Here is a 22,081-nt window from a genome sequence, read left to right on the forward strand (position 1 = left end):
GGCCGTCCGCAACTTTCCGCACCGCGAATATAGCCTGCTCGGCTCAGGTCACGGCCGCCGCGGCCACCTGCGGCCGCCGCCGTCCGAGCAGGACCAGGATCAGCACCGTCGCGCAGGAGAACACCAGCGTGAGACCGAGCGCACCGCGGCTGCCGAATTCGGTGAGCAAGCCGACAAGGAGCGGCGGCGAGATCGCGGAGGCCAGATTGAGCGGCAGCGCGATCATCGACATCGCCTTGGCGAATTCAGCCTGATCGTAGAACACCAGCGGAATGGTGGCCCGCGCCACCGCCATCGCGCCGCTGCCGGCGCCATAGAGCAGGATGAAGGCCGCGACGGCCCAGGTCGCGCCCTCGCTCAGCATCAGTAGCAGCATGGCCAATGGCAGCGCCGTGCCCGCAACGAGCCCCGTCGTGATCCCGTCCCACCGCCCGCCACCGAGCAGATCCAGCCCGCGCGCGCTGACCTGGATCACGCCCAGCATCGAGCCGAAGAGGAGCGCCTGCGCCGGCGGCAGCCCCTCCGCCCGCAACAGCTCAATCAGAATCGCGCTGATGCCGAAATTGACGAAGGCGTTCAGTGTGATCGCCGCGACGACGAGGCCGAAGGTGCTCCGTGGGATCGCGGGCGGCGGTGCCGCCTTGGCCGGCGCGCCGCCATCATCCCCGGCGATTTTCCGGCGCGGCGCGAGCGCATAGAGCGGAAGGCCGACGACGAGCATCATCGCGGCATAGACGAGGCACGTCCCCCGCCAGCCGAGGTGAGAGCTGAGGAACGAGGTGGTCGGCCAGAAAATGCTGTTGGACAGGCCCGTCACCAGCATCAAGGCCCCGATCGCGTTCTTGGCCTGCCGCCCGGCAATCTCGTTCAGCATGATATAGGCGCCGGTCGACAGCGTGGCGCTGCCGGCGATGCCGAGCACGATCCAGGCTGCGAAATACAGCATCGGCTCGCGCGCGAGGGACAGCAGCACGAAGCCCGGCGCGGTGACGACCGTGCCGACCATCATCACCTTGCGCGCGCCATGAAGTGCAAATGATTTGGCGAGCCACGGGGCGCACAGCCCCATCGAGATGTAGAGAACGGATGTCCCGGCAAATACCGCCGGCAGGCTCATGCCGAGATCGGCGGCGAGATCGCGCCCGACGATGGCAGGAAGCCCGATCGTGCCCCATCCAACCAGCTGCGTGATCGCGAGCACCAGCAGGACGCCCATCAGCCTGCTGTCAGATGTCAAGAAGCGCATTCCAATCGTCGCCTGCCCGGGCTGGCGCAGATGGCGCCTGTGAGTCCTTTCTTAGCCGGGGACTCAGCCCGCGGGAACGCCGGCCGCCGAATGGCAGCAGGCAGCCGGAAGCATGTCAGCAGGAGGCAATAGCCCTAACGCGCGATCCCAAGCAAGGATCGCGCTTCGGCCGCAGTTGCCACGCGCCGGCCGTGGCGCGCGACAGCCTCGCAGGCGATGCTCACGAGCTCCGCATTGCTGGCGGCGAGGCGCGTCTTGTCGACCCTGATATTGTCCTCCAGCCCGGTGCGAACCGCATCGGCGCCCCGCGCCAGCGCCCAGCCCATGACCTCGGCCTGATGACGTCCGATCCCGGCCGCGGTCCACGTCGCGTTCGGGATCAGCCGCCTCAGCTCTGCCAACAGGATGTCGAGCACGTGTTCGTCGGCGGGCATCGCGTTCTTGACGCCCATGACGAACTGCACGTGCGGACGGGCGTCGATCAGCCCCGCCTCGATCAGGCGGCGAGCACCATGCAAATGTGACAGATCGAAGATCTCGATCTCAGGACGGATGCCATTTGCCTTCATGCCGGTGGCGAGCGTCTCGACCAGAACGGCGCTGTTCTCGTAGACGATGGTCGGAAAGTTCACCGAGCCCGTGGAGAGTGATGCCATGTCCGGCTTCAGATAGAGCGACGATCCGCGCGCCGAGGGATCGCGGCCACGTCCCCCCGTCGAGAACTGCACGATCATGCCGGGGCAAAGCTTCTTGATCCCCTCCTGCACCAACGCGAAGCGCTCGGGGTCGGAGGACGGTGTCTCGTCATCGTTGCGGACATGGATATGCGCAAGGGTGGCGCCGGCCTCGAAGGCCTGGTGCGTCGACTCGATTTGCTCCGCCGGCAAGATCGGCACCGCCGGATTGTCCTTCTTGCGCGGAACGGAGCCGGTGATGGCGACGGCAACGACGACGGGGTTCATCCCTGGACCTCATGATGATTGCGCTCGCGCGCACAAAGTCGAATAGACACACATAGCGCCTGGAGGCCTGCCGCTGCAAATCTCATCGATCGCAGCGGCATGTCCGGTCACGTTCAGGTCGGAATTGCGGCCGCACCGCGCGCCGCCTCCGCACGCTGTCGCTCGTAATCGGCCCGCGGCATCGGGACGGCCTTGGGGTTGCCGAGATCGTCGATGCTGATCCGATAGGTCTCCCGCGCCGAGACGGCCGCCAGCGCGGCGATGATCGTGATGCCGAAGGCGATCGCGCCGACCGTCAGGGGAATGCTGGCCGAGCCGGGCGGCGCCACGGTCGCAAACAGCGCGGGCAGCAACGCAGTGATCGTCGTCCCGATGTTCTGCGAGATCGCCATCGCCGACACGCGGGTGCGCGTCGGGAACAGCTCCGGATAGAAGCTCGGGAAGATCGCGTTGTAGCCCTGATAGACGACGCCCCACATCAACAGCGACAGCAGGATCGCCAGCGGCACATTCCTGATGCTGATCGCGTAGAGATAGCCGAAGGCGAGCAAGCCGGAGAGCAGCGCGCCGACGATGATCGGCGGCTTGCGGCCGACCTTGTCGGAGAGATGGCCGACGAAGGGAATGACGAACACGGCCAGCATGTTTCCGAGGACCGGTATCCAGAGATAGACGTCCTTGGCAAAGCCGATGCCATAGGCCGGCTGCACCGCGTAGGCCGCACCGAAGATGGTCGCAACGACAGGGATGACGTTCATCAGCGCCATGCAGATGACCCTGAGCATGTCGGGCCAGCTCAGCTTGATCGCCTGAATGATGGGTGCCCGCGGCGTTTCTCCCCGCTCGTCCTCCCGGGCAAACGCAGGTGTCTCGTCGACCTCGCGACGAATGATATAGCCCGCGACGATCACAAAGAAGCTCAGCAGGAAGGGAATCCGCCAGCCCCAGCTGTTGAAGGCCTCGGCCGGCATATAGGCCGCCAGCGGCAGGAAGACGGCTGCTGCCAGAATCTGCCCGGCCTGCACGCCCTGGAGCGCAAAACTTGCATAGAAGCCGCGCCGGCCGAACGGCGCGTGCTCCAGGATCATCGAGCTCGCGCCGGAGATTTCACCGGCAACGGCAAAGCCCTGCACCAGGCGCAGGATGACGAGCAGGATCGGCGCCAAAATGCCGACCTGCTGATAGGTCGGCAGGAAGCCCACGGCCATCGTGGAGACGCCCATCAAGAACATGCAGACGATGAGCACGGTCTTGCGGCCGTGGGTGTCGCCCCAATGTCCGAGCACGAAGGCGCCGATCGGGCGAGCCACATAGCCGACGCCATAGGTTGCCAATGAGGCGACGATGGCGACCGTCGGATTGTCCGAGGGGAAGAAGATTTGCGGGAAGATCAGCGACGCCGCGGTCGCGTAGATGAAGAAGTCATAATATTCGAGAGCCGACCCGATCCAGCCGCTTGCGGCAGCCTTCCTGGACTGGCTCATGCCATGGATCGCGCGCGTCGTAGCCATCAGAAAATTCCTCCCGATCTGTTTGTTGACGTCCCGTTGGCGGGCTTCGCTGGACAATTGGACAGCACTTCCCGGGCGCTCTCGCGGAGCTCCGCGAGCGCTTGGCATTGCCGGTCGGTGTCTTGAGTGAGGACGACAATAGGCTTTCGCCGGGCTAACACAATTACCCAGTTATGCGATAAACCTAACATGATGTTATGGAGGGCTCGGATCGTGCGGCGACCATCCCCGCAAACCCGCAGCAGGCACAGCGCGACCTCGGTGCCGAGGTCACGTTCAGAATTGCAGAGCGGTGCGGGCGGTTGATCGTCTGATCATATGAGCCGCCGAGCCGGCTCAAGCCGTATGGCCGGGATCAATATGCTTCGGCGTCTTCTTCTCGCGTTGCGGCGTCATCTTGGCAGGATCCGGCGCACCGGGGACCCCGCGCGGACCCAGCTGGTCGCGCTGGATGTCGTCCTCGGAGCGGGATGGCTCGACGCCGTTCGGCTCACGGGGCTTGGTCATCGCGGCCTCCTATTGCTCGCATGCCGTTCCGCGGCCAGCGGCCTCTACACACCCAGCGCGTTTTCGCCGGCTTCGCGGCCGGGCACGCTGACATGGACTTCATGCCCCTCGCGCAGCGCGAGGGATGCTGCGGCGACCGCCGATTCGAATGCGGCTTCCTTGGTGGCGTATCTGCTTTTGACGTCGCCGTCGTGCAGCACGCCCCATTCCTCCTGCACCGGCACGATGGCATATTGAGCAAGGCCCATTGTCCAACTCCTGGCTTGGCTTTCAAAGGAACGTCTGTCCGATAACGCGCCGGCGGGCTTAACGTTGCGTCAGCTGCGGATGCGCGGCGGTCACGCGCCACACCGTGTTGCCGCTGTCGTCCGCGACCAGCAACGCGCCTGATTTGTCGATGGCGACGCCGACCGGGCGTCCGCGCGCCTGGTTGTCGCCGTTCAGGAAGCCGGTCACGACGTCCTGCGCCGGTCCGCTCGCCTTGCCGTCGGTGAACGGCACGAACACCACCTTGTAGCCGTTGAGCACCTGCCTGTTCCAGCTGCCATGCTCACCGACGAAGGCGCCGCCGCGATAAGCGGCCGGCAGGCTGCGCCACGCTTCTTGGAGCCTCGATCCGGTAACGGCTGCTGCAGCGCCTTCGCCTCATTCCAGGGCGGTCCGATCCCGGTGAACCACCCCGACTTCACACCTCATCGGGTCACCGTTCGATCGTTCCGGTTCGCCGAATCTTCTTCTGAAGGAGCACGAGTCCGTAAAGCAGGGCTTCAGCCGTCGGAGGACAGCCGGGCACATAGATGTCGACGGGCACGATGCGATCACAGCCGCGCACGACCGAGTACGAGTAGTGATAGTAGCCGCCCCCGTTTGCGCACGATCCCATCGAGATGACGTAGCGCGGCTCCGGCATCTGGTCATAGACCTTGCGCAAGGCTGGTGCCATCTTGTTGCAGAGCGTACCCGAAACGATCATGACGTCGGACTGTCTTGGCGATGCGCGAGGAGCCGCGCCAAACCGCTCGATGTCGTATCGTGGCATCGATACCTGCATCTGCTCGATTGCACAGCACGCAAGGCCGAACGTCATCCACATCAGAGAACCAGATCGCGCCCATGTGATGAGGTCGTCGAGCGCGGCTACGAAATAGCCACGGTCACCGAGATGGTCCTGGACGTTGTCGAAGGGAGCGTTTTCGAGATGGTTCATGGCGATATCGCCTCGCAAGCCCTGCCTGATGCTGCAAGCACGGCTCCGTCTCGCTGTTCCTAATTTCTTCTGTGTTTCTCCGCCTCGATCTCAAATGTCGTTTGCGCCCGATTGGCAAGGAACAGTCTCGCGGATCAGCGGTTGACCGCCAAATCCGGAACCCCGATCGTCCCAAACCCAAGACTCCCAAACCCAAGATATGGACGGACATCATGAAGATCGAAAACTTCAAAGACCTTTACGTCGCCGAGCTGCAGGAACTCGTCAGCATGGAGGATCAGCTGAGTGACGCACTCAAACGAATGGCCGAGACGGCGGTGCATCCCTCCTTGAAACTTGCCCTGGCCGAGCATCAGCAAGAGACGGTGCAACAAGGCGAGCGGCTTCAGACAATCCTGCAGAGGCACGGCGCAGATGCGCGGGTGCACATCGATCAGGCCGTCGAATCGTTGATCGAAGAGACTGCGAAGATGATGAAGATGGTGACGCAGGATGACTTGCGCGACGCCGCGATGATCGCCTCGGCCCAGAAGCTGGAACATTACGAGATTGCCGCTTATGGCAGCGCAGCAGCTCTTGCCGGGCAGCTCGAGTTCAGGGAGGACCAGAACATCCTGCATGAGAGCCTGGAAGAGGAGAAGGCGACCGACGCCATGCTGACCACGCTCGCGAAGGGCGAAGTCAATCTCGACGCTCTTGCAGCCTGACTGCGCTGCTGAGCGCCGCGCGCCACCGGCTGGTCGCGGCCAAGCCGCATGCGCAATCGCCGGGGCCGTCTTCAAAACAAGGACCCCGCCGGTTACCGAGGCAACCTGGCGGGGCTTGTGGACCAATCTTTGATTTGGTTTATCCGCAGCTTTCGCTCTGGCTTCGCCATTTCATCGATCGCCCACTGAATCACCAACCGATGACCTCCATGGACGTTCCGGACGACGGCCATTTTTAATGTTTCTGATCACGTGCCGGCGCAGGCGCACAAGACGTCGAGCGGAGGCCGGATCTTCAAAAGGTTGGAACAGGACCTGCGCTTACCCCTTTGACCGGGCACGTCCATTTGGAGCGGGTGAAGGGAATCGAACCCTCGTATTCAGCTTGGAAGGCTGCTGCTCTACCATTGAGCTACACCCGCGTGACGGGCTCCCTAACACGGCCGGGCTGCGGTCTCAACTGCCCAGAAGGCAGCTTTGCGGCGTCTTTCCCGCCTTGCGAACCGCGCTGGCTCCGTCCGGACCTTGCCGCCCCTTAACAGCGGCAGCATCGCCGACTATATTGAAATCTCCCGAAACAAAGAAAGGAGGTGATCCAGTGTCTTTTACCAAGCGCTGTCACCTCGCTGGGATCGCCCGCTGAGCTCTCGATAAAGGGCTTGGCATCGGGGCGCTCTCAGCCCTGGACCAGCGAGCAAGAAATCGGGCGCGACGGGGCTTCCCCGCCGCGCCTTTTTCTTTTGGGATTTGCCCTTCGGAGCGATCGGCTCAGAGCGTGCGAAGCCGCTCGCGCAGGGCGACGGCGGCGATCAGGATGCCGACGCACCAGGCCATGACGGCCCGGTGCGGCTCGTCGCTGAAGGACACGGTGACGATGCTCGCGAGCAGGCACGGTGCGATCACCTTGGCGGTCCGGCTTGCCAGCGAGAGCAGGAATGGCATCGCCGCGATCGATATTTGCAGGACGTCCACGTTGGACCAGCGCCGCGTCGACGGCTTCAGAAGCCGCAGACGTTCGGCGCGCGCGGACGTTTGCCGCGCCGGCTCTCCACGATCCGCTCACCACCGTTCTCGGCCGAGCTGCCGTAATAGCGGTGATGGCCGGCCTGGTCGTGCAGATCGGCCGCCGCCGACTGACCCGCCCGCCGCGCATCGCAGATGATCTTGCAACTCGTCTTGATGGTGTGACCCGACATTGCCGCCTCCAGCAAAAAGCTTGTTGTTTATGGTCCATCAGTCGCGACCAGTTCCGGCGGCGTTCACATGGCAAGGCCGCAATCGGGTTTCAGGACGGTTTCGCCGCTTGCGGGCCACGCAATATTTTGCTTCGGGATTGTCGGCACCGCCTGCGGTGCTGCGTCCTTGGGATCTGCGCAGAAAAACAACGAGGTGACGATGCTTTACGCCATCCTGGCCTATCACGTGGAAGACGAGGTCATGTCCTGGACGCCGGAGCAGGACGCCGCGGTGGTGGCCAAAGTCATCGAGGTTCAGGCGCCGTTGCGGGCAAGCGGGCAGTTTGGGCCGGCCGCCCGCCTGGATGAGACCCGAAAGGCCCGCACCTTGCGCGGCCCCGGCGCCGGCATGGTGCTGGATGGCCCGTTTGCCGAGACCAAGGAGCAGCTTCTGGGCTTCCACCTGATCGAATGCGCCACCGAGGAGGAGGCGATCGCGGCGGCGCGGAAGCTGCGTGCGGTCAATCCGACTGCGGTCTACGAAATCCGCCCGGTCAAGCTTTACGTGCCGGCCGACGGGTTCGGCGCGACATAAGGGTGAGCTGGCGCCTTACGCGTCCGGCTCGGTCTGCGCGATGGTGAAGCGCTGGATCACGAGCCCGCCAAAGGCGATGAACCACACGAAGGGCGCGACGCGCGGCGCAAACGCCGCTACGATTGTGCCCGGAATGAACACCAGCAGGGGAAACAGCGAGGCCAATATCTCCTGGCGCCAGCCGCCCAGGATGGTCCACCATAGCCAGGCATTGAGACCGGCGATCGCGGTCAGGTGCAGGCCGTAGAGCACCGCGACGGCGCTGCTCATGCCGTAATTGGTGTAGAGGCCGTTGGTCACCGGCAGCAGCACGATCGAGAGCAGGAAGAACAGATTGAGGATCACCGCGCCGCGGCTGCCGACAGGCTGGCGCGCCAGCCGCCGGTGATGGCTGATCCAGAACACGCCGGCGATGATGAAGCTGAGCGCGAAGCCGGCGAGCTTGCCGGAATAGACATGGGCGAGGTCGCTCCAGCCGGGCGCGCTGGTGAACACCGCGGCCTTGGGCAGGTCGTAGGCCAGCAGCGTCATGGCAACACCGAAAATGGTGTTGCTGAGCGATTCCAGCCGCCGCATCTCGAACTGGTCGGGCTTGAGCTCGGTCATGCCGGGTGGGCTTTTCGAAACTGGAACCTTGGGTCGTCTTTCCCCTAAATCCTAAAGCCGGTCTCGTCCAGCCGCATTGCGATTCGCGGCGGGATCGCCGACTCTCGCCCTTTCACCGGGGCGATTCGTGGCAACATATCTGGACACGCTCAATGCGGAGCAGCGCCGCGCCGTCGAGCATGGCGTGGCCGAAGGCGCGACCGTGGGCGCTCCCCTGCTCGTCATTGCCGGCGCGGGCTCGGGCAAGACTAATACGCTGGCCCACCGCGTCGCGCACCTGATCGTCGCCGGCGCCGATCCGCGCCGCATCCTGCTGATGACATTCTCCCGCCGCGCCGCGGCGGAGATGGCCGGCCGGGTCGAGCGCATCGCCCGCAAGGTGCTGGGCGAGAACAATGCCGCGATCATGCGCGATGCCCTGACCTGGGCTGGCACCTTCCACGGCATCGGCGCGCGTCTCCTGCGTGAATATGCCGAACGCATCGGCATCGATCCCGCCTTCACCATCCACGACCGCGAGGATTCCGCTGACCTGATGAACCTGGTCCGGCACGAGCGCGGCCTGTCGAAGACCGAAAGCCGCTTTCCGGCCAAGGGCACCTGCCTGTCGATCTACTCGCGCTGCGTCAACGCCGAGATGGAGATCGAGAAGGTGTTAGGGTTGCACTATCCCTGGTGCGCGGGATGGGCTGCCGAGCTGAAGGGACTGTTCGCGGCTTATGTCGAGGCCAAGCAGGCCCAGCATGTTCTCGACTACGACGACCTGCTGCTCTACTGGTCGCAGATGATGAGCGATGCGCTGATCGCGGACGAGATCGGCGGCCGCTTCGACCACGTGCTGGTCGATGAATATCAGGACACCAACCGCCTGCAATCCTCGATCCTGCTGGCGCTGAAGCCCGACGGCCGCGGGCTCACCGTGGTCGGCGACGACGCCCAGTCGATCTATTCGTTCCGCGCCGCCACCGTGCGCAACATCCTGGACTTCCCGCAAAGCTTCTCGCCGCGCGCCGAGATGATCACGCTCGACCGCAATTACCGCTCGACGCAGACCGTGCTGGCCGCAGCCAACGGCGTCATCGGCCTCGCCCGCGAGCGCTTCACCAAGAACCTGTGGACCGATCGCACCGCCTCGCACAAGCCGCAGCTCGTCACAGTGCACGACGAGGCCGACCAGGCCCGCTACATCGTCGAAGAGGTGCTGGCCAACCGCGAGCAAGGCGCGCTGCTCAAGCACCAGGCCGTGCTGTTCCGCACGTCCTCGCATTCCGGCCCGCTGGAAATCGAGCTGACCCGCCGCAACATCCCGTTCGTGAAGTTCGGCGGCTTGAAATTCCTCGACGCCGCGCACGTCAAGGACGTGCTGGCGCTGCTGCGCTTTGCCGAGAATCCGCGCGACCGCGTCGCCGGTTTCCGCATCCTGCATCTGTTGCCGGGGATCGGCCCTGCGACCGCGCAGCGCGTGCTCGACCAGATGGCGGAAAGCACCGATCCGCTCGCCGCGCTCGGTCAGCTGCCGGTGCCGGCGCGCACCGGTGACGACTGGACCGCCTTCGTTCGCACCACCCAGAACCTGCGCTATTCGGAATGGCCTGTCGATCTCGAGCGCGTGCGGCTCTGGTACGAGCCGCATCTCGATCGTATCCACGAGGATTCCGAGACCCGCCGCGCCGATCTGATGCAGCTCGAGCAGATCGCGAGCGGTTATGCCTCGCGCGAGAAATTCCTGACCGAGCTGACGCTCGATCCGCCGGATGCGACCAGCGACAAATCCGGGCCGCCTTTGCGCGACGAGGATTATCTGATCCTCTCGACCATCCATTCGGCCAAGGGCCAGGAGTGGAAGTCGGTGTTCGTGCTCAACGTCGTCGACGGCTGCATGCCGTCCGATCTCGGCGCCGGCACCAGCGCCGAGCTCGAGGAGGAGCGCCGCCTGCTCTATGTCGCGATGACACGCGCCAAGGACGATCTGCATCTCGTCGTGCCCCAGCGCTTCTTCACCCACGGCCAGGCCGCCAAGGGCGACCGCCACGTCTACGCCTCGCGCACCCGCTTCATCCCGGAGCAATTGGTCCACCTGTTCGAGCGCACCGCCTGGCCGAAGGCCGCAGCAAGCGCGGCCCGCACCGCGGCGCAAGGGCCGAAGATCGACATCGGGGCGCGGATGCGCGGGATGTGGCGGTAGCGGCTAGAGCATGATCCGGAAAAGTGTGCAGCAGTTTTTCCGAAAGAGATCATGCTCAAACAACAACCTAAAGCGCGATCTCATCGCGCTTTAGGCATTCAGCCTGTCGAACTGCACCTTGCCTGCCTTCATCACCATCGGGATGTGCTCGCCCTGGCCGAGCAGGCAGGTGACATCGCGCAGCGGGTTGCCGTTGACCACCAGCAGATCGGCGATGGCTTCGGGCGCGATCCGGCCGAGCTCGCCTTCCATGCCCAGCACCTCGGCGCCGATCAATGTCGCGCTGGCGATGACGGCGCGCGGACCGAGAATCTCGGCACGGATGCGGAATTCGTCGCTCTGGAGACGCTGGGACGGGCCGAGCAGGTCACTGCCAAACCCCATTTTCACGCCGGCGTCGCGGTAGATCGCGAGCGACCGCAGGCCGGCGTCGCGCACATCGGCGATCTTGGCGACGCTCTCCGGCGGCAGGCCATATTGGGCGCCTTCGTTCGCCAGCGCCTCATAGGTGACGAGCGTCGGCACCACATAGGCGCCCTTCTCGGCCATCAGGCGCGCGGTCGGAGCATCGACCAGATTGCCGTGCTCGATGGTGCGCACGCCGCAGCGAACCGCGCGCTCGATCGCGGCAGCGGTGTAGGCGTGCGCGAGCACATAGGTCTGGCGCCCGCGTGCCTCCTCGACGATGGCGCGGATCTCGTCCTCGGAATAGCCAAAGGCGCCGACCGGATCGGTCGGTGACGCGACGCCGCCGGACGCCATGATCTTGATCTGGTCGGCGCCCATCTGCAGCTCCTCGCGCGCCGCCCTGCGCACGCCGTCGACACCGTCGGCAACGCGCGCCAGTGCGCCGACGCGCACGCAGCAGGGACATGGTGCATCGCTCGCGAGGTAATCCGAGCGCGCCCGCATGTCGCCGTGCCCGCCAGTCTGGCTCAGCGCACGGCCGGAGACGAACAGCCGCGGGCCGTCGGTCAGGCCGGTGTCGATCGCCTGCTTCAGCGCATGGCCGGCACCGCCGGCGTCGCGTACGGTGGTGAAGCCTCGGCGCAGCATGCCGCGCAAGAGCAGCGTCGAGCGCAGCGTCACCAGCACGTTCGGCATGTGCACCTGCTGCGCCAGATTGAGCTCGACCGCGACCGCGTGCACATGCAGATCGATCAGGCCGGGCATCAACGTCTTGCCTTTCAGGTCGACGGTGCGATCGGCGGTGACCTGGAGCGGTCGGTCCGAGACCTCCTTGATCACATTGTCCTCGACCAGCACGTGATGGCCTTCCAGTAGCTCCGGCTGAAGCGGATCGAGCAGAGCGGCATTCTTGAAGAGCGTGCTGGGCATGGGTCGTTTCCTGTCCGGTCAGGACTGTGTGAGCAGCGCGGGCAAGGCGAGCTGGGCGAACGGAAGGCACGCGGCGACATCGTCCTCGCCGTACCAGCCCGCTTCATGAAGCAGGTTGAGCGAGCCGAGCGTCCGCCCGCGCCAGCGCACGGGCATGTTGAGCACGCTCTCGCAGCCGAGTGAAGCGATCAACTCGTGATCGGGAAACACGTTGCGCAGATCGTCGAGGGTGTAGCCGACATAGGCCTCGCCGCGATCAAGCACGGCCTCGGTCCATGGGCCGGGCGTCAGGCGCTTGCGCCCGCCCGTCGGGTAAGGCCCGGGACAATTGGAATAGATCCGTGCCGCTTCCCCGCTATCGTCGTCGTAGGTCAGGATCGTGAACAGCTTGTGCCCGATCGCCGACTTCAAGGCCTGGTCCAGCGCCGAGAACAGCGCGTCCGGCTGGTCCGCCCTGCCCTGCGCCGCCGCCACCGCGCCGAGCAGCGGATCGGCTCGGCGTGTCCTTTGCCTCATGCGACCTCACCTGCCGCAATGTCTTCCAGCGAACGGCCGCGGGTCGGCACCCCCATCACCACCACGGTGAGCGCGCCGATCAGCAGGACGCTGGTGGTGATGCCGAACACGCCGGCAAAGCCGAAATTAGGATAGAGGTAGCCGACCAGGATCGGCGAGACGATCGCACCGATGCGGCCGATCGCCGAGGCAAGGCCGGCGCCGGTGGTGCGCACCGGCGTCGGGAACACCTCCGCCGTATAGGCGTAGACGCCGGCATAGGTGCCGTTCATGAAGAACGACAGCAAGATCCCCGCGACCATGATGTGCTGGTCCGTCTGCGCGAAGGCGAGCCCGAGCGCGCTGACGCCGCCGAGCACCATGTAGCACGCAATGGTCGCCTGCCGGCCGATGCGCTCGTTGAACCAGGCGGCGCTGAAATAGCCGGGAATCTGCGCGCAATAGATCGCGATCGAATAGGCGAAGCTCTTGGTGATGCTCATGCCGTTCTGGACCAGCAGGCCGGGAATCCAGACGAAGAAGGAATAATAGCTGAAGGTGATCGCAAGCCACATGATCCAGGTCATGACGGTGATGCGCGCCTGCCGGCCGGCGAGCAGCGCCGCGAAATTGGCAAGCAGCGTCCCGCCAGTCCCGGCGGGCACTGCTGCTTCGACGACCGGTTGCGGCAGAACAACGCCCTGGCGCGCGAAGCCGGCCTCGATCCGGTCCAGCACCGCTTCGGCTTCCTTCGTCCTGTCCTGGCTTTCCAGCCAGCGCGGCGATTCCGGCAGCGCCCTGCGCCACCACAGCAGCATGACGACGGGCACCGCGGTGATCACCAGCACGATGCGCCAACCATTGTCATAGGCGGGAACGATGAAGTAGCCGAGCAAGGCCGCCGCGACGAAGCCGAAGGAAAAGAAGCCGGCCAGCGCGCCGGTGAAGCTGCCGCGGAAGCGCCGCGCCACGAACTCGGCGAGATAGGGCGCGATGATCGCGCTCTCGGCGCCGGTGCCCATGCCGGCGACGACGCGGGCCGCGAAGAAGGACGACCAGCTGTCCACGGCGGCACTGACGATCGATGCGGCGCAATACAGCGCCAGCGCCGACATCATAACGGCGCGGCGGCCGATGAGGTCGCCCAGCGTGCCCGCCAGCAACGCGCCGAACAGGAAGCCGATATAGGTGCTGCTGCCGAGCACGCCGATCTGCACGCTCGACAGATTCCAGGCCGTGCGCAGCACCGGCAGGATGAACGCCAGAACGGCGGCGTCCATCGCGTCGAACATGTAGCCGAGCCCACCCATCAACAACAGATGCGTGTGGAAGCGCGCGAATGGCAGGCGCTCGATGCGCGCCGAGATCATCGACATGAAAGTCCCCTCAATCCGGCGGACCGGCATCCGCAGTGTCGTTAGGGGGAACCATAGACAAAGAGATATTATCGTCATAATTTATAATTGTGATCCCATACATCACCACGGTGAATGTTCTGTCGTTTCGATCGCTCGACCTCAACCTGCTGAAGGTCTTCGAAGCCCTGATGACCGAGGGCAGCGTCACGCGCGCCGCGAACGCGCTGCTGATGACGCAGCCGGCCGTCAGCAATGCACTCGCGCGCCTGCGCGAGGCGCTCGGCGATCCCCTGTTCGTCAGGTCCGGCACCGGCATCCGTCCGACCCAGCGCGCGGTCGTGTTGTGGGAGCCGATCGGCGAGGCGCTCGAAAGCGTCCGCGGCGCGCTCGACGAGCAGGTGTTCGATCCGCGCCGCGCGCAGACCGAGTTCAGCCTGTCGATGTCGGACTACGTCGCCTCGCTGGTGATGCCGAATTTGCTCGGCCATTTCGGCAAGATCGCGCCCAAGGCGCGCGTCCATACCGTCCCCAACACGATCCTCGAGATCGCCGATCAGCTCGAGGACAACAGGGTGGACTGCGTGCTGAGCGTCTATGTCAACGAAGCGCAGCAGCCGGCCGCCATCCGCTCGCGCTCGCTGTGGACGGTCGACTACGCCTGCTTCATGCGGCGCGGCCATCCGCTCGCCGCACAGAAGCGGCTCAGCACGCGCAGCTTCCTGAGCGCAGGGCATGTCGATGTGAGCCTCGCCGGCAAGACCCTGCCGTCCTACGATCTCTTCCTTGCCTCGCGCGGGCTGTCGCGCAACCTGGTCGCGACCGTCAATCACTACAGCGCTGCCTATGAGGTCGTGCGTCAGTCCGACCTCGTCGCCGTGCTGCCGAGCGATTTGCGCTCGCAATCCCGGAACGCGCCGTTCCTGCACGCCATGCCGCTTCCGCTTCGCGCGCCGCCGCGCATCGTCAGCCTGTTCTGGCACCAGCGCAACGACACCGTGCCGGCGCAGCGCTGGCTGCGCGAGACCCTGGTCGGGATGTTCGCCAAATCCGACTGAACACGCGCGCGAGCCCGACACGATCCAAAAAGGAAACGGTGCGTTTCTCGGAGCAGCATTGTTGCACTGACCGCCGCGCCCTAGCTCCACCGCAAACGATCCTCCTCCCACAGTGACGGGCGCAAGCTGCGCCCGCAGAGACCTGATCAATGACCGCCCCCCTTCAATTCGGCCTGGATACCTTTGGCGACGTCACCAAGGATGGCTCCGGCGCCATGCTTCCCCACGCGCAGGTCATCCGCAACGTGGTCGACGAAGCCGTGCTGGCCGACGAGCTCGGCCTCGACTTCATCGGCCTCGGCGAGCATCACCGCGCCGATTTTGCGATCTCCTCGCCGGAGACCGTGCTCGCGGCGATCGCATCGCGCACCAAGCGCATCCATCTCGGCTCGGCGGTGACGGTACTGTCCTCGGACGATCCGATCCGCGTGTTCCAGCGCTTTGCCACGCTCGATGCAGTCTCGAATGGACGCGCCGAGGTGATCCTCGGCCGCGGCTCGTTCACCGAATCCTTTCCGCTGTTCGGCTTCGACCTGCGCAAATACGAAGAGCTGTTCGAGGAGAAGCTCGATCTGTTCGCGGCCCTGTTGGCGCAGCAGCCGGTGAGCTGGGAAGGCAAGCTGCGTCCGCCGCTGCGGGACCAGCGGGTCTATCCGCCGGTCGAGCACGGCCGGCTCAAAACCTGGATCGGCGTCGGCGGCAGCCCGCAATCGGTGGTGCGCGCTGCGCATTACGATTTGCCTTTGATGCTCGCGATCATCGGCGGCGATCCCGCGCGCTTTGCGCCCTTCATCGATCTCCATCACCGCGCCGCCAAGGAATTCGGCCGCCCCGCGCAGCCGATCGGCGTGCACTCGCCCGGCTACGTCGCCGAGACGGACGAACAGGCCCGCGAGGAGCTATGGCCGGACTACAAGGCCATGCGCGACCGCATCGGCAAGGAGCGCGGCTGGCCGCCGATGGGCCGCGACGAATTCGTCAACGAAGCCGAACACGGCTCGCTCTATGTCGGCTCGCCGGAGACGGTGGCGCGGAAGATCGCGAAGACGGCGAAGGCACTCGGTATTGCGCGGTTTCAGCTGAAGTATTCGGCGGGTCCCTTGCCGCACGAGAAGCTGATGAAGAGCATCGCGCTTTATGGACGGAAAGTGGTGCCGATGGTGCGGGAGATGATGGGGTAACGGTTCGAGGCGGCTTCAGTCCGCCTAGGCTCACCAGAGTCTCTTCTTCGCGAAGGCGTGGCCCGAACCGGATTTCAAGTAACGCTCGAACGCGCGTGCCTTCGCAAGGTCCGCGAAGGCCACGTAAGTCACCAGTCGCCAAGGAGTGTACTTTGACGTGTGCGGTGATTTACCTCCGTTATGGTCTGCTAGGCGCTGCTTGAGATTCGTCGTCAGGCCGATATAGCGCTGACCCACGAAGGCTTCGCTCTCCAGAAGATAGACATAGTGCATCGACGCCGCCCTCCTTCGCCAAGGCTTCGGAGGGCATCCTGCTTCGCGCGGTGAAAGGCTGCAATCCTGCGAAGCGCGTCAGCGCGAAGCAGGATGGTGGGGGAGGCAGGACTCGAACCTGCGAAGCCATGAGGCGGCTGATTTACAGTCAGCTCCCTTTGCCACTCGGGACACTCCCCCGCTCGACGGCAGCACAATCGGGCCGGACCTTGCCGGCGGACCGAAGACGGCCATGGAACGTGAAGGCCGCGACAGCCCGGATGGGGGCGCGACCGGGCGCGGTTATGGGCGATCCGGTGGGGCAAAGTCAACCGAGGCGAACAGCTAAAATCGCCCTCGCGGGCGCCCAAATTGCCATATTCCGGGACCCGTGACACAAGCGAGCCCATGAAGGATCGAAAATTCACCCCGAGGGGTCCCCGCGGCGGGGCTAAGCCCTTCAACAGACCCGGGAAATCGGCCGGCCGGCCAGCCTGGCGCGACCGTGATTCGCACCCCGACGGACCGGTCATCCTCTATGGCTGGCACACCGTCGTCATGGCACTCGCGAATCCTGCGCGACAGATCCGCAAGCTGACGCTGACCGAGAACGCAGCCAAGCGGCTTGCCGACGAAAATATCGAGACCCGCGTCACCCCCGAGATTGTCCGGCCCCAGGAGATCGACCGCCTGCTGTCGCCCGATGCCGTGCACCAGGGCCTGCTCGCGGAGGCCGAGCCCCTGCCCTCACCCGACATCGAGACCCTCAAGCAGGAAGGCATGGTGCTGGTGCTCGACCAGATCACCGATCCCCACAATGTCGGCGCCATCCTGCGCTCGGCCGCGGCGTTCGCGGTCAAGGCGATCGTCACCACCGCGCGCCACAGTCCGGAAGCGACCGGCGTGCTGGCGAAGGCCGCCTCCGGCGCGCTCGAGCTGGTGCCGATGGTCACCGTGCAAAACCTCGCCCGCGCGCTCACCGCGCTGAACGAGCGCGGCTTCCAGACCGTCGGCCTCGACAGCGAAGGCAGCGAAGACCTCTCGGACGTCGCGCTGCACGAGCCGCTCGCGCTGGTGCTCGGCGCCGAAGGAAAAGGTCTGCGGCAATTGACCCGCGAGACCTGCAGCGTCGTGGCGCGGCTCGACATGCCCGGCGAGATCAAGAGCCTCAACGTGTCGAACGCCGCCGTGCTCTCGCTCTATGTCGGCGCGAGCCGGCTGGGGCTGATGAAGCGGTAGCGGCTTCGCGTCACATCAAAAACAAAACGCCCGCCCGCATCGCGCGGACAGGCGTCCCGTAGCTCAACCGATCAGAGATCAGTAATAGCGGCGCAGCACGCGGTGGCCGCCGTAATACGCTGCCGGCGCGTGGCGGTGGGCGTAGCCGTAGCGCGGAGCGTGGCCGTAATGCACGCGCGGCAGATAGCCGTAGCGCGGGCCGTAGCCGTAGCGGTACGGACGGTAGTGCGGGCGGGGATAGGGCGCCACGGCGGCGCGATAGCCGTAACCGTAATTGGCGGGCGCGACGACCGCGTCTTCACGATAGGTCGGGTACGGTGCGAAGGCGCCTGGGCCGGTGTAGGTCGGGCCCTGGTTGACGTAATAATACTGCGTGGTCGGCTCGGCGAGACGCTCATAGGCGCCATAGCCGTAGCCATAGCCGCCGCAACCGGTGTTGCAGCCGGAATAGACCGGCGCAACCGGCTGGCACGGATTGAAGCCGCAGGCCGCGGCCGGCGCGGTGGCGGCGAACATCACGGCAGCCGCCGCGACCAGTCCCGAAATCATCTGACGCATTACTCTCTCCTGTTGATTTCTGTTTGTTTGGATTTGACGTTTCTTAACCCGGCGGCCTGCCGGGTATCTCTGTGTGCGGCCGCGGTCGCGGTGGCCGCGGACGATCGTTGATCTCGGGCGCGAGGATCACCGGCGGCGGATCGACCGGCACATCCATCTGCGGCGGCAGCGGCGCCGATTGCGCGCCCCAGCTCTGGTGATAGCTCTCGGCGGGCTTGGGCAATTTGCGGTTCGCGGGCGGCTCGACCTCGAGCCGGCCATAGCCGGGCCGCAGGCCGAGCGTCGGATAGTAGTGACCGACGTCTTCGGGCTGCCGCTCGGCGATATAGCGCCCGCCATAGATCGTGGGCTGCACTTGCTGGTTCTTGCCCAGGCCCCAGACACCCTCGACGACGGCATAGGACGCATCGATGTTGTTGATGATGATCGGCACGCCGGGACGGCCGGGAACGACGACATCGAAGCCGCCGGCAAAAGCCGTCGCAGGCAGTCCGATCAGAAAGGCGGCGAGCGCCACAGCACGCATGAGGGGACCCCGGTTATGCGGCGGCAACCTATCCGATCACGACGCACAGAGGGTTAAGGCCCGCCCAACAACTTCCGGTAAGCCTAATGCGTAAGGATTGCGCGCCGCGCAAATGCTGCAAAGCGAGCTAGCAAAGCGTTAACGGCGCCTCGCGCCGCCGCACGGAACCGCGCCGTGCACTCACACCCGTTTGACCATTCGCTGGCGAAAATCCACCGGTTTCACCGGAACGTCCGGCGCCTTTGGCATTTAGCCCCCGTCAACAAAATGGGAGCCAACAACCATGAACATCAAGCTTCTCGGAGCCACGGCGATTGCGGCGACCATGATGGCTGGCTCTGCCATGGCGCAGTCGGCCACCAATCCCACCCGCTGCTCGGCGCAATTCCCCAACGCCAACTGCCAGAATCTCGGCCCAGGAAATCCGTCCACCGATAGCGGCTATCGCCATCGCCGCGCGTCCTACCGCCAGACCAATTCCTATCGCCAGAGCAATGCCGATTGGAATAACGACTGGAACAGGAGCCGCACCGGCTTCTGGCCGACCGACGTCGCGGCCGGCGTGGCGGGCGCTGCGATCGGCACCGCCGGCGCGATTGCCTCGGCGCCGTTCCGCAGTTGGGACAATTCCTACGCCTACGACAATTCGTGGAATAACCGCGGCTGGGACAATCGCAGCTGGGACACCCGCAGCTACGCCGAGCGTAACGGGTTCGTCTGTACGCCTGGCACCTGGTTCAAGGGCTCAGACGGCCGCCGGCACATCTGCCAGTAAGCAGCCCACATCGAACGCGACACGTCAGGCGGCCCCAGGGCCGCCTGATTCATGTCTTGCGAGGCGTAGCGCGGGTTCTGGCACTTTCCAATCAAGTCTGGTATTGCGGCGCGCACGGGCAGGCCCTGCCCGTCTCCAGGCGTCGCCGGCTTAGCTCAGCGGTAGAGCAGCGGTTTTGTAAACCGAAGGTCGGGGGTTCAATCCCCTCAGCCGGCACCAATTAATGTCTGCCAATCAATAACAAGTCGGCACCCGAATTGTCCGGGCTTGGAGAAGATACCAATCCGTCAGCCGGTGCTTCGCCTCTCCAAGGTCCGACGAGCAAAGCCCCGGTTCAGGCCAGGATCAATGCAGCAATCAAAAGATCTCGCATGATCAATTGCCCGAATTCCGGCTGCACCAGCCGCTGTATTCGCTGCTGCTCCACCCGGTCGCCTTCTTGGCGGCTACGCACTCGTCGTAAGTTTTGTACTTCGGCTTTTCGGCCCCCCTTTTGAGTTGCTTTCTGCTGGGCCAGCGCGGGATGCAATCCAAGAGCCTAGATGCCGATAGCAATCGAAAACACTTTCATCGAAACTTTCTCCTGTTCGTCCGGCTTGAGATCACCGCGTGTTGGTGCAAATACCCGGATGGGCTGCACACCACTTCTTGGCGTGGTCCGGCGCATAGCCATTCTTGATACCCTCGGCGACACATTTCGCGACGGTGCACTTATTCGCCTTTTGCTCGGTGTTCTTTTGGGCGAGTGCCGGCGTGGCAGCCAGAGCAATAACCGCAATCAACACAGTGCGCATTAAAAATCCTTTGTTGGGCAATGCTGCAATAGTGCAACGGCAGCCAGCTCCTGGCAATGACCGCGCGTCCCTTTTTTCCCGTTCTGAGCGGCGCAAGCTTCCTGGTCACCAGCAAGAGCTGCGGTCGAGAGCAATGCAAACAACAAATGCAGTTGCTCCAGGCGGGGCGCTGGGCCTTTGGTTTTTCCGCTTTCCCGCTGCGCTTGGGTCACTGCGGCGGCTCCCATCGGCGACCACCGCAAGAACGAAATCATCTGTTCGGCGTTATCCTCGGACCATAGAGCCGTCTCGCGGAGGTCTAGCGATGGACCCGAATGACCGGGCAGCCTTAGCCCTATCCGCTGTCGCCTTGGCTATCGCCATCGTGGTTGCTTCGACGGTCACGTTGGAGCGCGTCAATCCCCGCACGGCCAGTAACGACGCACCTCCCGGAACGGTAGGACTCGCCAGACCTCACCCGCCGCTGGACCGTGCCCCCGGTGAACCGATACAGACGACAGGAGCGCCGGCTAATGCCAGGCAGCGTCCCTGACCGAACACCGACCGCACCGGCGCTCAATGGCCGCGCCTCAGCCCGAACTCTTCCGCGCGCCGCCTTGTTCGAAGTGCTCAACGACCGTGCCGCCGATTTCGACCCAGGCATGTTTCGATTGCTCGAACACCGATCTGACGGGTGCCGGAAAATCCGGATCCGCGATCGCACCAACGGCGACGCCGATCATCGCGGGCAGATTGTCGGCCTTCCAGCAGACCGTCGAGCCGCAGTCGGAGCAGAAATAGAAGCGAACCTTGCCCCCGCTTGAGGCGGCGCGAACAAACTCCTTTGGCGCGCCGGAGATCGCGACAGCTTCGACCGGGTAGAACGCACCAACACCGAACGGTGCCCCGGTTCGCCTTTGGCAGTCGATGCAATGACAGGCTGCGACGAGCTTGGTCGGTCCCGGAAGCGAAAGTGAAACAGCACCGCAACTGCATCTGGCATCGATCATCGGACATCCTCCAACCGCCACAGCCCGAGGCTCTTGTCGCGCCAGCCGCCATCGCCTTCCTCGCAGCGCTCGTCGATCAACGCGCGCGGCGCCGGCCAGTTGAACGGCGGCTTCGTCATGTCGAGCGCGCGCCAGTCGCCATCCTCGCAATCACGGTTGTCCTCGAATTCCGGAAACGTCGTGACGAGCAGAAACTGCGCGCCGCTCTCGTGAAAGCGCGCGGTGGCGCGGGCGATGTTCTGAAAGCTCAGATGCACCAGGCAGTCCCGGCACAGGATCAGATCGGCACGTGGCAGCACATCGCGCGTGAGATCGGCAACCAGGAAACGGCCGGCCAATTCGCCGCTCGCCACACGGCGATTGTTGGCCTCGATCAGCGACGGCACGATGTCGATGCCGATGTAGTCGAGATCGAGCTTGATGCGTCCGATCCAGCCCGCATCACCGCAGGGCGCATCGAGAAGCGAGCGCGCGCCGAGCCGTTGCAGCAATTGTGGAAGCGCCGCCCGGATCGCGGCCGTGGCCGTGTCCTCCGAGCCGAGGCCCGATACCGAGCCGGCAGCGCCCCAAAAGTTCGTCCGCTCGATCCGCTCGAACCGCGCGGCGAGATCGAGCCCTACGAAATTGTCGCGGTCGGCAACGAAACGTTCGTGGGCGAGCACGGCAGGACGGTTGGCGATCATCGGATACGATCTGATCTCACGTCGAAACTCCGGAGCAAACACGTTATATACAGGCCAAGTGAACTTGCCCAAAAATGCCTGAGCGAATCTGCTCTGCTCATCCGGGTCCCATGCGCCCTGCCACCTCAAAAGAGAAG

27 protein-coding genes, 3 tRNA genes and 1 pseudogene are annotated in these 22,081 nt (G+C 64.6%); 8 read left to right on the top strand and 23 right to left on the bottom strand.

The annotated features are described in order from the left end of the window. Positions 1 to 43: 43 nt before the first annotated feature. From IVA79_RS06925 to IVA79_RS06955, 7 genes and pseudogenes are all read right to left on the bottom strand, one after another. Complete coding sequence (locus IVA79_RS06925) at positions 44 to 1,246, bottom strand: MFS transporter (protein WP_247551225.1); 1,203 nt, start codon at positions 1,244 to 1,246, stop codon at positions 44 to 46. 134 nt (positions 1,247 to 1,380) lie between these two features. After that, positions 1,381 to 2,208 carry a 3-keto-5-aminohexanoate cleavage protein gene (locus tag IVA79_RS06930; protein ID WP_247551227.1) on the bottom strand — a complete coding sequence of 276 codons (828 nt, stop codon included), beginning with the start codon at positions 2,206 to 2,208 and terminating at the stop codon, positions 1,381 to 1,383. A 113-nt stretch (positions 2,209 to 2,321) separates the two neighbouring features. Next, complete coding sequence (locus IVA79_RS06935) at positions 2,322 to 3,719, bottom strand: MFS transporter (protein ID WP_247551229.1); 1,398 nt, start codon at positions 3,717 to 3,719, stop codon at positions 2,322 to 2,324. Positions 3,720 to 4,055: 336 nt separating this feature from the next. Then, the gene (locus tag IVA79_RS06940) at positions 4,056 to 4,226 is read right to left on the bottom strand and encodes a hypothetical protein (protein WP_247551231.1); all 171 of its coding nucleotides are present in this window, start codon (positions 4,224 to 4,226) and stop codon (positions 4,056 to 4,058) included. A 44-nt stretch (positions 4,227 to 4,270) separates the two neighbouring features. Then, entirely contained in the window at positions 4,271 to 4,474 is a 204-nt protein-coding gene (locus IVA79_RS06945; protein ID WP_247551233.1) for a hypothetical protein, read from the bottom strand. Between the two features lie 58 nt (positions 4,475 to 4,532). Further along, positions 4,533 to 4,817, bottom strand: a pseudogene (locus IVA79_RS06950) (sorbosone dehydrogenase family protein); the annotation flags it as partial. 109 nt (positions 4,818 to 4,926) lie between these two features. Then, complete coding sequence (locus tag IVA79_RS06955; RefSeq protein ID WP_346658151.1) at positions 4,927 to 5,439, bottom strand: NADH-quinone oxidoreductase subunit B family protein; 513 nt, start codon at positions 5,437 to 5,439, stop codon at positions 4,927 to 4,929. Positions 5,440 to 5,645: 206 nt separating this feature from the next. Between IVA79_RS06955 and IVA79_RS06960 the strand changes: the two genes are divergently transcribed. After that, complete coding sequence (locus tag IVA79_RS06960) at positions 5,646 to 6,140, top strand: DUF892 family protein (protein WP_247551238.1); 495 nt, start codon at positions 5,646 to 5,648, stop codon at positions 6,138 to 6,140. Between the two features lie 348 nt (positions 6,141 to 6,488). Here the strand turns inward: IVA79_RS06960 and IVA79_RS06965 are convergent. The 3 genes from IVA79_RS06965 to IVA79_RS06975 all read right to left on the bottom strand — a co-directional run bounded on the left by IVA79_RS06965 (position 6,489) and on the right by IVA79_RS06975 (position 7,336). Next, positions 6,489 to 6,562 (bottom strand) — tRNA-Gly (locus tag IVA79_RS06965). 346 nt (positions 6,563 to 6,908) lie between these two features. Continuing rightward, complete coding sequence (locus IVA79_RS06970) at positions 6,909 to 7,082, bottom strand: hypothetical protein (protein ID WP_249815903.1); 174 nt, start codon at positions 7,080 to 7,082, stop codon at positions 6,909 to 6,911. A 56-nt stretch (positions 7,083 to 7,138) separates the two neighbouring features. Further along, entirely contained in the window at positions 7,139 to 7,336 is a 198-nt protein-coding gene (locus IVA79_RS06975; RefSeq protein ID WP_247551242.1) for a hypothetical protein, read from the bottom strand. A gap of 199 nt (positions 7,337 to 7,535) precedes the next feature. Between IVA79_RS06975 and IVA79_RS06980 the strand changes: the two genes are divergently transcribed. Further along, positions 7,536 to 7,910, top strand: coding sequence for a YciI family protein (locus tag IVA79_RS06980; RefSeq protein WP_247551245.1), 375 nt, complete (start codon positions 7,536 to 7,538; stop codon positions 7,908 to 7,910). A gap of 15 nt (positions 7,911 to 7,925) precedes the next feature. Here the strand turns inward: IVA79_RS06980 and IVA79_RS06985 are convergent, their stop codons facing one another. Further along, positions 7,926 to 8,516, bottom strand: a complete 591-nt coding sequence (locus IVA79_RS06985; RefSeq protein WP_247551247.1) for a TMEM175 family protein — start codon at positions 8,514 to 8,516, stop codon at positions 7,926 to 7,928. A 127-nt stretch (positions 8,517 to 8,643) separates the two neighbouring features. On the opposite strand from IVA79_RS06985, the gene IVA79_RS06990 reads away from it, so the two are divergent. Continuing rightward, positions 8,644 to 10,701, top strand: coding sequence for an ATP-dependent helicase (locus IVA79_RS06990; RefSeq protein ID WP_247551249.1), 2,058 nt, complete (start codon positions 8,644 to 8,646; stop codon positions 10,699 to 10,701). A gap of 90 nt (positions 10,702 to 10,791) precedes the next feature. On the opposite strand, the gene IVA79_RS06995 is transcribed toward IVA79_RS06990, so the two are convergent. From IVA79_RS06995 to IVA79_RS07005, 3 genes are read right to left on the bottom strand one after another with little or no spacing between them, the layout of a single operon-like run. Beyond that, positions 10,792 to 12,039 (bottom strand): amidohydrolase family protein, encoded by a 1,248-nt coding sequence (locus IVA79_RS06995; RefSeq protein WP_247551251.1) that lies wholly within the window; start codon positions 12,037 to 12,039, stop codon positions 10,792 to 10,794. Between the two features lie 18 nt (positions 12,040 to 12,057). Beyond that, positions 12,058 to 12,555, bottom strand: a complete 498-nt coding sequence (locus tag IVA79_RS07000; RefSeq protein WP_247551253.1) for a GAF domain-containing protein — start codon at positions 12,553 to 12,555, stop codon at positions 12,058 to 12,060. Further along, positions 12,552 to 13,910 (bottom strand): MFS transporter, encoded by a 1,359-nt coding sequence (locus IVA79_RS07005; protein ID WP_247551255.1) that lies wholly within the window; start codon positions 13,908 to 13,910, stop codon positions 12,552 to 12,554. The genes IVA79_RS07000 and IVA79_RS07005 overlap by 4 nt, the downstream gene beginning before the upstream one ends. An 89-nt stretch (positions 13,911 to 13,999) precedes the next feature. On the opposite strand from IVA79_RS07005, the gene IVA79_RS07010 reads away from it, so the two are divergent. Both IVA79_RS07010 and IVA79_RS07015 read left to right on the top strand, forming a co-directional pair. Further along, entirely contained in the window at positions 14,000 to 14,947 is a 948-nt protein-coding gene (locus IVA79_RS07010; RefSeq protein WP_346658149.1) for a LysR substrate-binding domain-containing protein, read from the top strand. Between the two features lie 149 nt (positions 14,948 to 15,096). Further along, complete coding sequence (locus tag IVA79_RS07015) at positions 15,097 to 16,128, top strand: LLM class flavin-dependent oxidoreductase (protein ID WP_247551257.1); 1,032 nt, start codon at positions 15,097 to 15,099, stop codon at positions 16,126 to 16,128. Between the two features lie 30 nt (positions 16,129 to 16,158). Here IVA79_RS07015 and IVA79_RS07020 read toward each other — a convergent pair whose 3' ends face one another. Both IVA79_RS07020 and IVA79_RS07025 read right to left on the bottom strand, forming a co-directional pair. Then, a complete protein-coding gene (locus IVA79_RS07020) occupies positions 16,159 to 16,401 on the bottom strand; it encodes a GIY-YIG nuclease family protein (RefSeq protein ID WP_247551259.1) in 243 nt (80 codons plus the stop codon). 94 nt (positions 16,402 to 16,495) lie between these two features. Then, positions 16,496 to 16,581: transfer RNA gene (locus IVA79_RS07025), tRNA-Tyr, on the bottom strand. A gap of 207 nt (positions 16,582 to 16,788) precedes the next feature. On the opposite strand from IVA79_RS07025, the gene rlmB reads away from it, so the two are divergent. Continuing rightward, complete coding sequence (gene rlmB / locus IVA79_RS07030) at positions 16,789 to 17,619, top strand: 23S rRNA (guanosine(2251)-2'-O)-methyltransferase RlmB (protein ID WP_247551261.1); 831 nt, start codon at positions 16,789 to 16,791, stop codon at positions 17,617 to 17,619. A 78-nt stretch (positions 17,620 to 17,697) separates the two neighbouring features. Here the strand turns inward: rlmB and IVA79_RS07035 are convergent, their stop codons facing one another. Next, a complete protein-coding gene (locus IVA79_RS07035; protein ID WP_247551263.1) occupies positions 17,698 to 18,177 on the bottom strand; it encodes a hypothetical protein in 480 nt (159 codons plus the stop codon). A gap of 43 nt (positions 18,178 to 18,220) precedes the next feature. Further along, complete coding sequence (locus IVA79_RS07040; protein WP_247551265.1) at positions 18,221 to 18,703, bottom strand: hypothetical protein; 483 nt, start codon at positions 18,701 to 18,703, stop codon at positions 18,221 to 18,223. 283 nt (positions 18,704 to 18,986) lie between these two features. Here IVA79_RS07040 and IVA79_RS07045 point away from each other — a divergent pair, with 283 nt between their 5' ends. Both IVA79_RS07045 and IVA79_RS07050 read left to right on the top strand, forming a co-directional pair. Beyond that, entirely contained in the window at positions 18,987 to 19,478 is a 492-nt protein-coding gene (locus IVA79_RS07045) for a hypothetical protein (RefSeq protein WP_247551267.1), read from the top strand. Positions 19,479 to 19,622: 144 nt separating this feature from the next. Further along, positions 19,623 to 19,697: transfer RNA gene (locus tag IVA79_RS07050), tRNA-Thr, on the top strand. 115 nt (positions 19,698 to 19,812) lie between these two features. On the opposite strand, the gene IVA79_RS07055 is transcribed toward IVA79_RS07050, so the two are convergent. The 5 genes from IVA79_RS07055 to IVA79_RS07075 all read right to left on the bottom strand — a co-directional run bounded on the left by IVA79_RS07055 (position 19,813) and on the right by IVA79_RS07075 (position 21,944). After that, positions 19,813 to 20,007, bottom strand: a complete 195-nt coding sequence (locus IVA79_RS07055; RefSeq protein WP_247551269.1) for a hypothetical protein — start codon at positions 20,005 to 20,007, stop codon at positions 19,813 to 19,815. Positions 20,008 to 20,080: 73 nt separating this feature from the next. Continuing rightward, positions 20,081 to 20,272 carry a hypothetical protein gene (locus IVA79_RS07060; protein WP_247551271.1) on the bottom strand — a complete coding sequence of 64 codons (192 nt, stop codon included), beginning with the start codon at positions 20,270 to 20,272 and terminating at the stop codon, positions 20,081 to 20,083. Further along, a complete protein-coding gene (locus tag IVA79_RS07065) occupies positions 20,272 to 20,484 on the bottom strand; it encodes a hypothetical protein (protein WP_247551273.1) in 213 nt (70 codons plus the stop codon). The genes IVA79_RS07060 and IVA79_RS07065 overlap by 1 nt, the downstream gene beginning before the upstream one ends. Before the next feature lie 357 nt (positions 20,485 to 20,841). After that, complete coding sequence (locus IVA79_RS07070; protein ID WP_247551275.1) at positions 20,842 to 21,261, bottom strand: GFA family protein; 420 nt, start codon at positions 21,259 to 21,261, stop codon at positions 20,842 to 20,844. Then, positions 21,258 to 21,944: a class I SAM-dependent methyltransferase gene (locus IVA79_RS07075; RefSeq protein WP_247551277.1), complete on the bottom strand. Its 687-nt coding sequence runs from the start codon at positions 21,942 to 21,944 to the stop codon at positions 21,258 to 21,260. The genes IVA79_RS07070 and IVA79_RS07075 overlap by 4 nt, the downstream gene beginning before the upstream one ends. Positions 21,945 to 22,081: the final 137 nt, after the last annotated feature.

Source organism: Bradyrhizobium sp. 138, assembly GCF_023074075.1.
Taxonomy (GTDB): Bacteria; Pseudomonadota; Alphaproteobacteria; order Rhizobiales; family Xanthobacteraceae; genus Bradyrhizobium.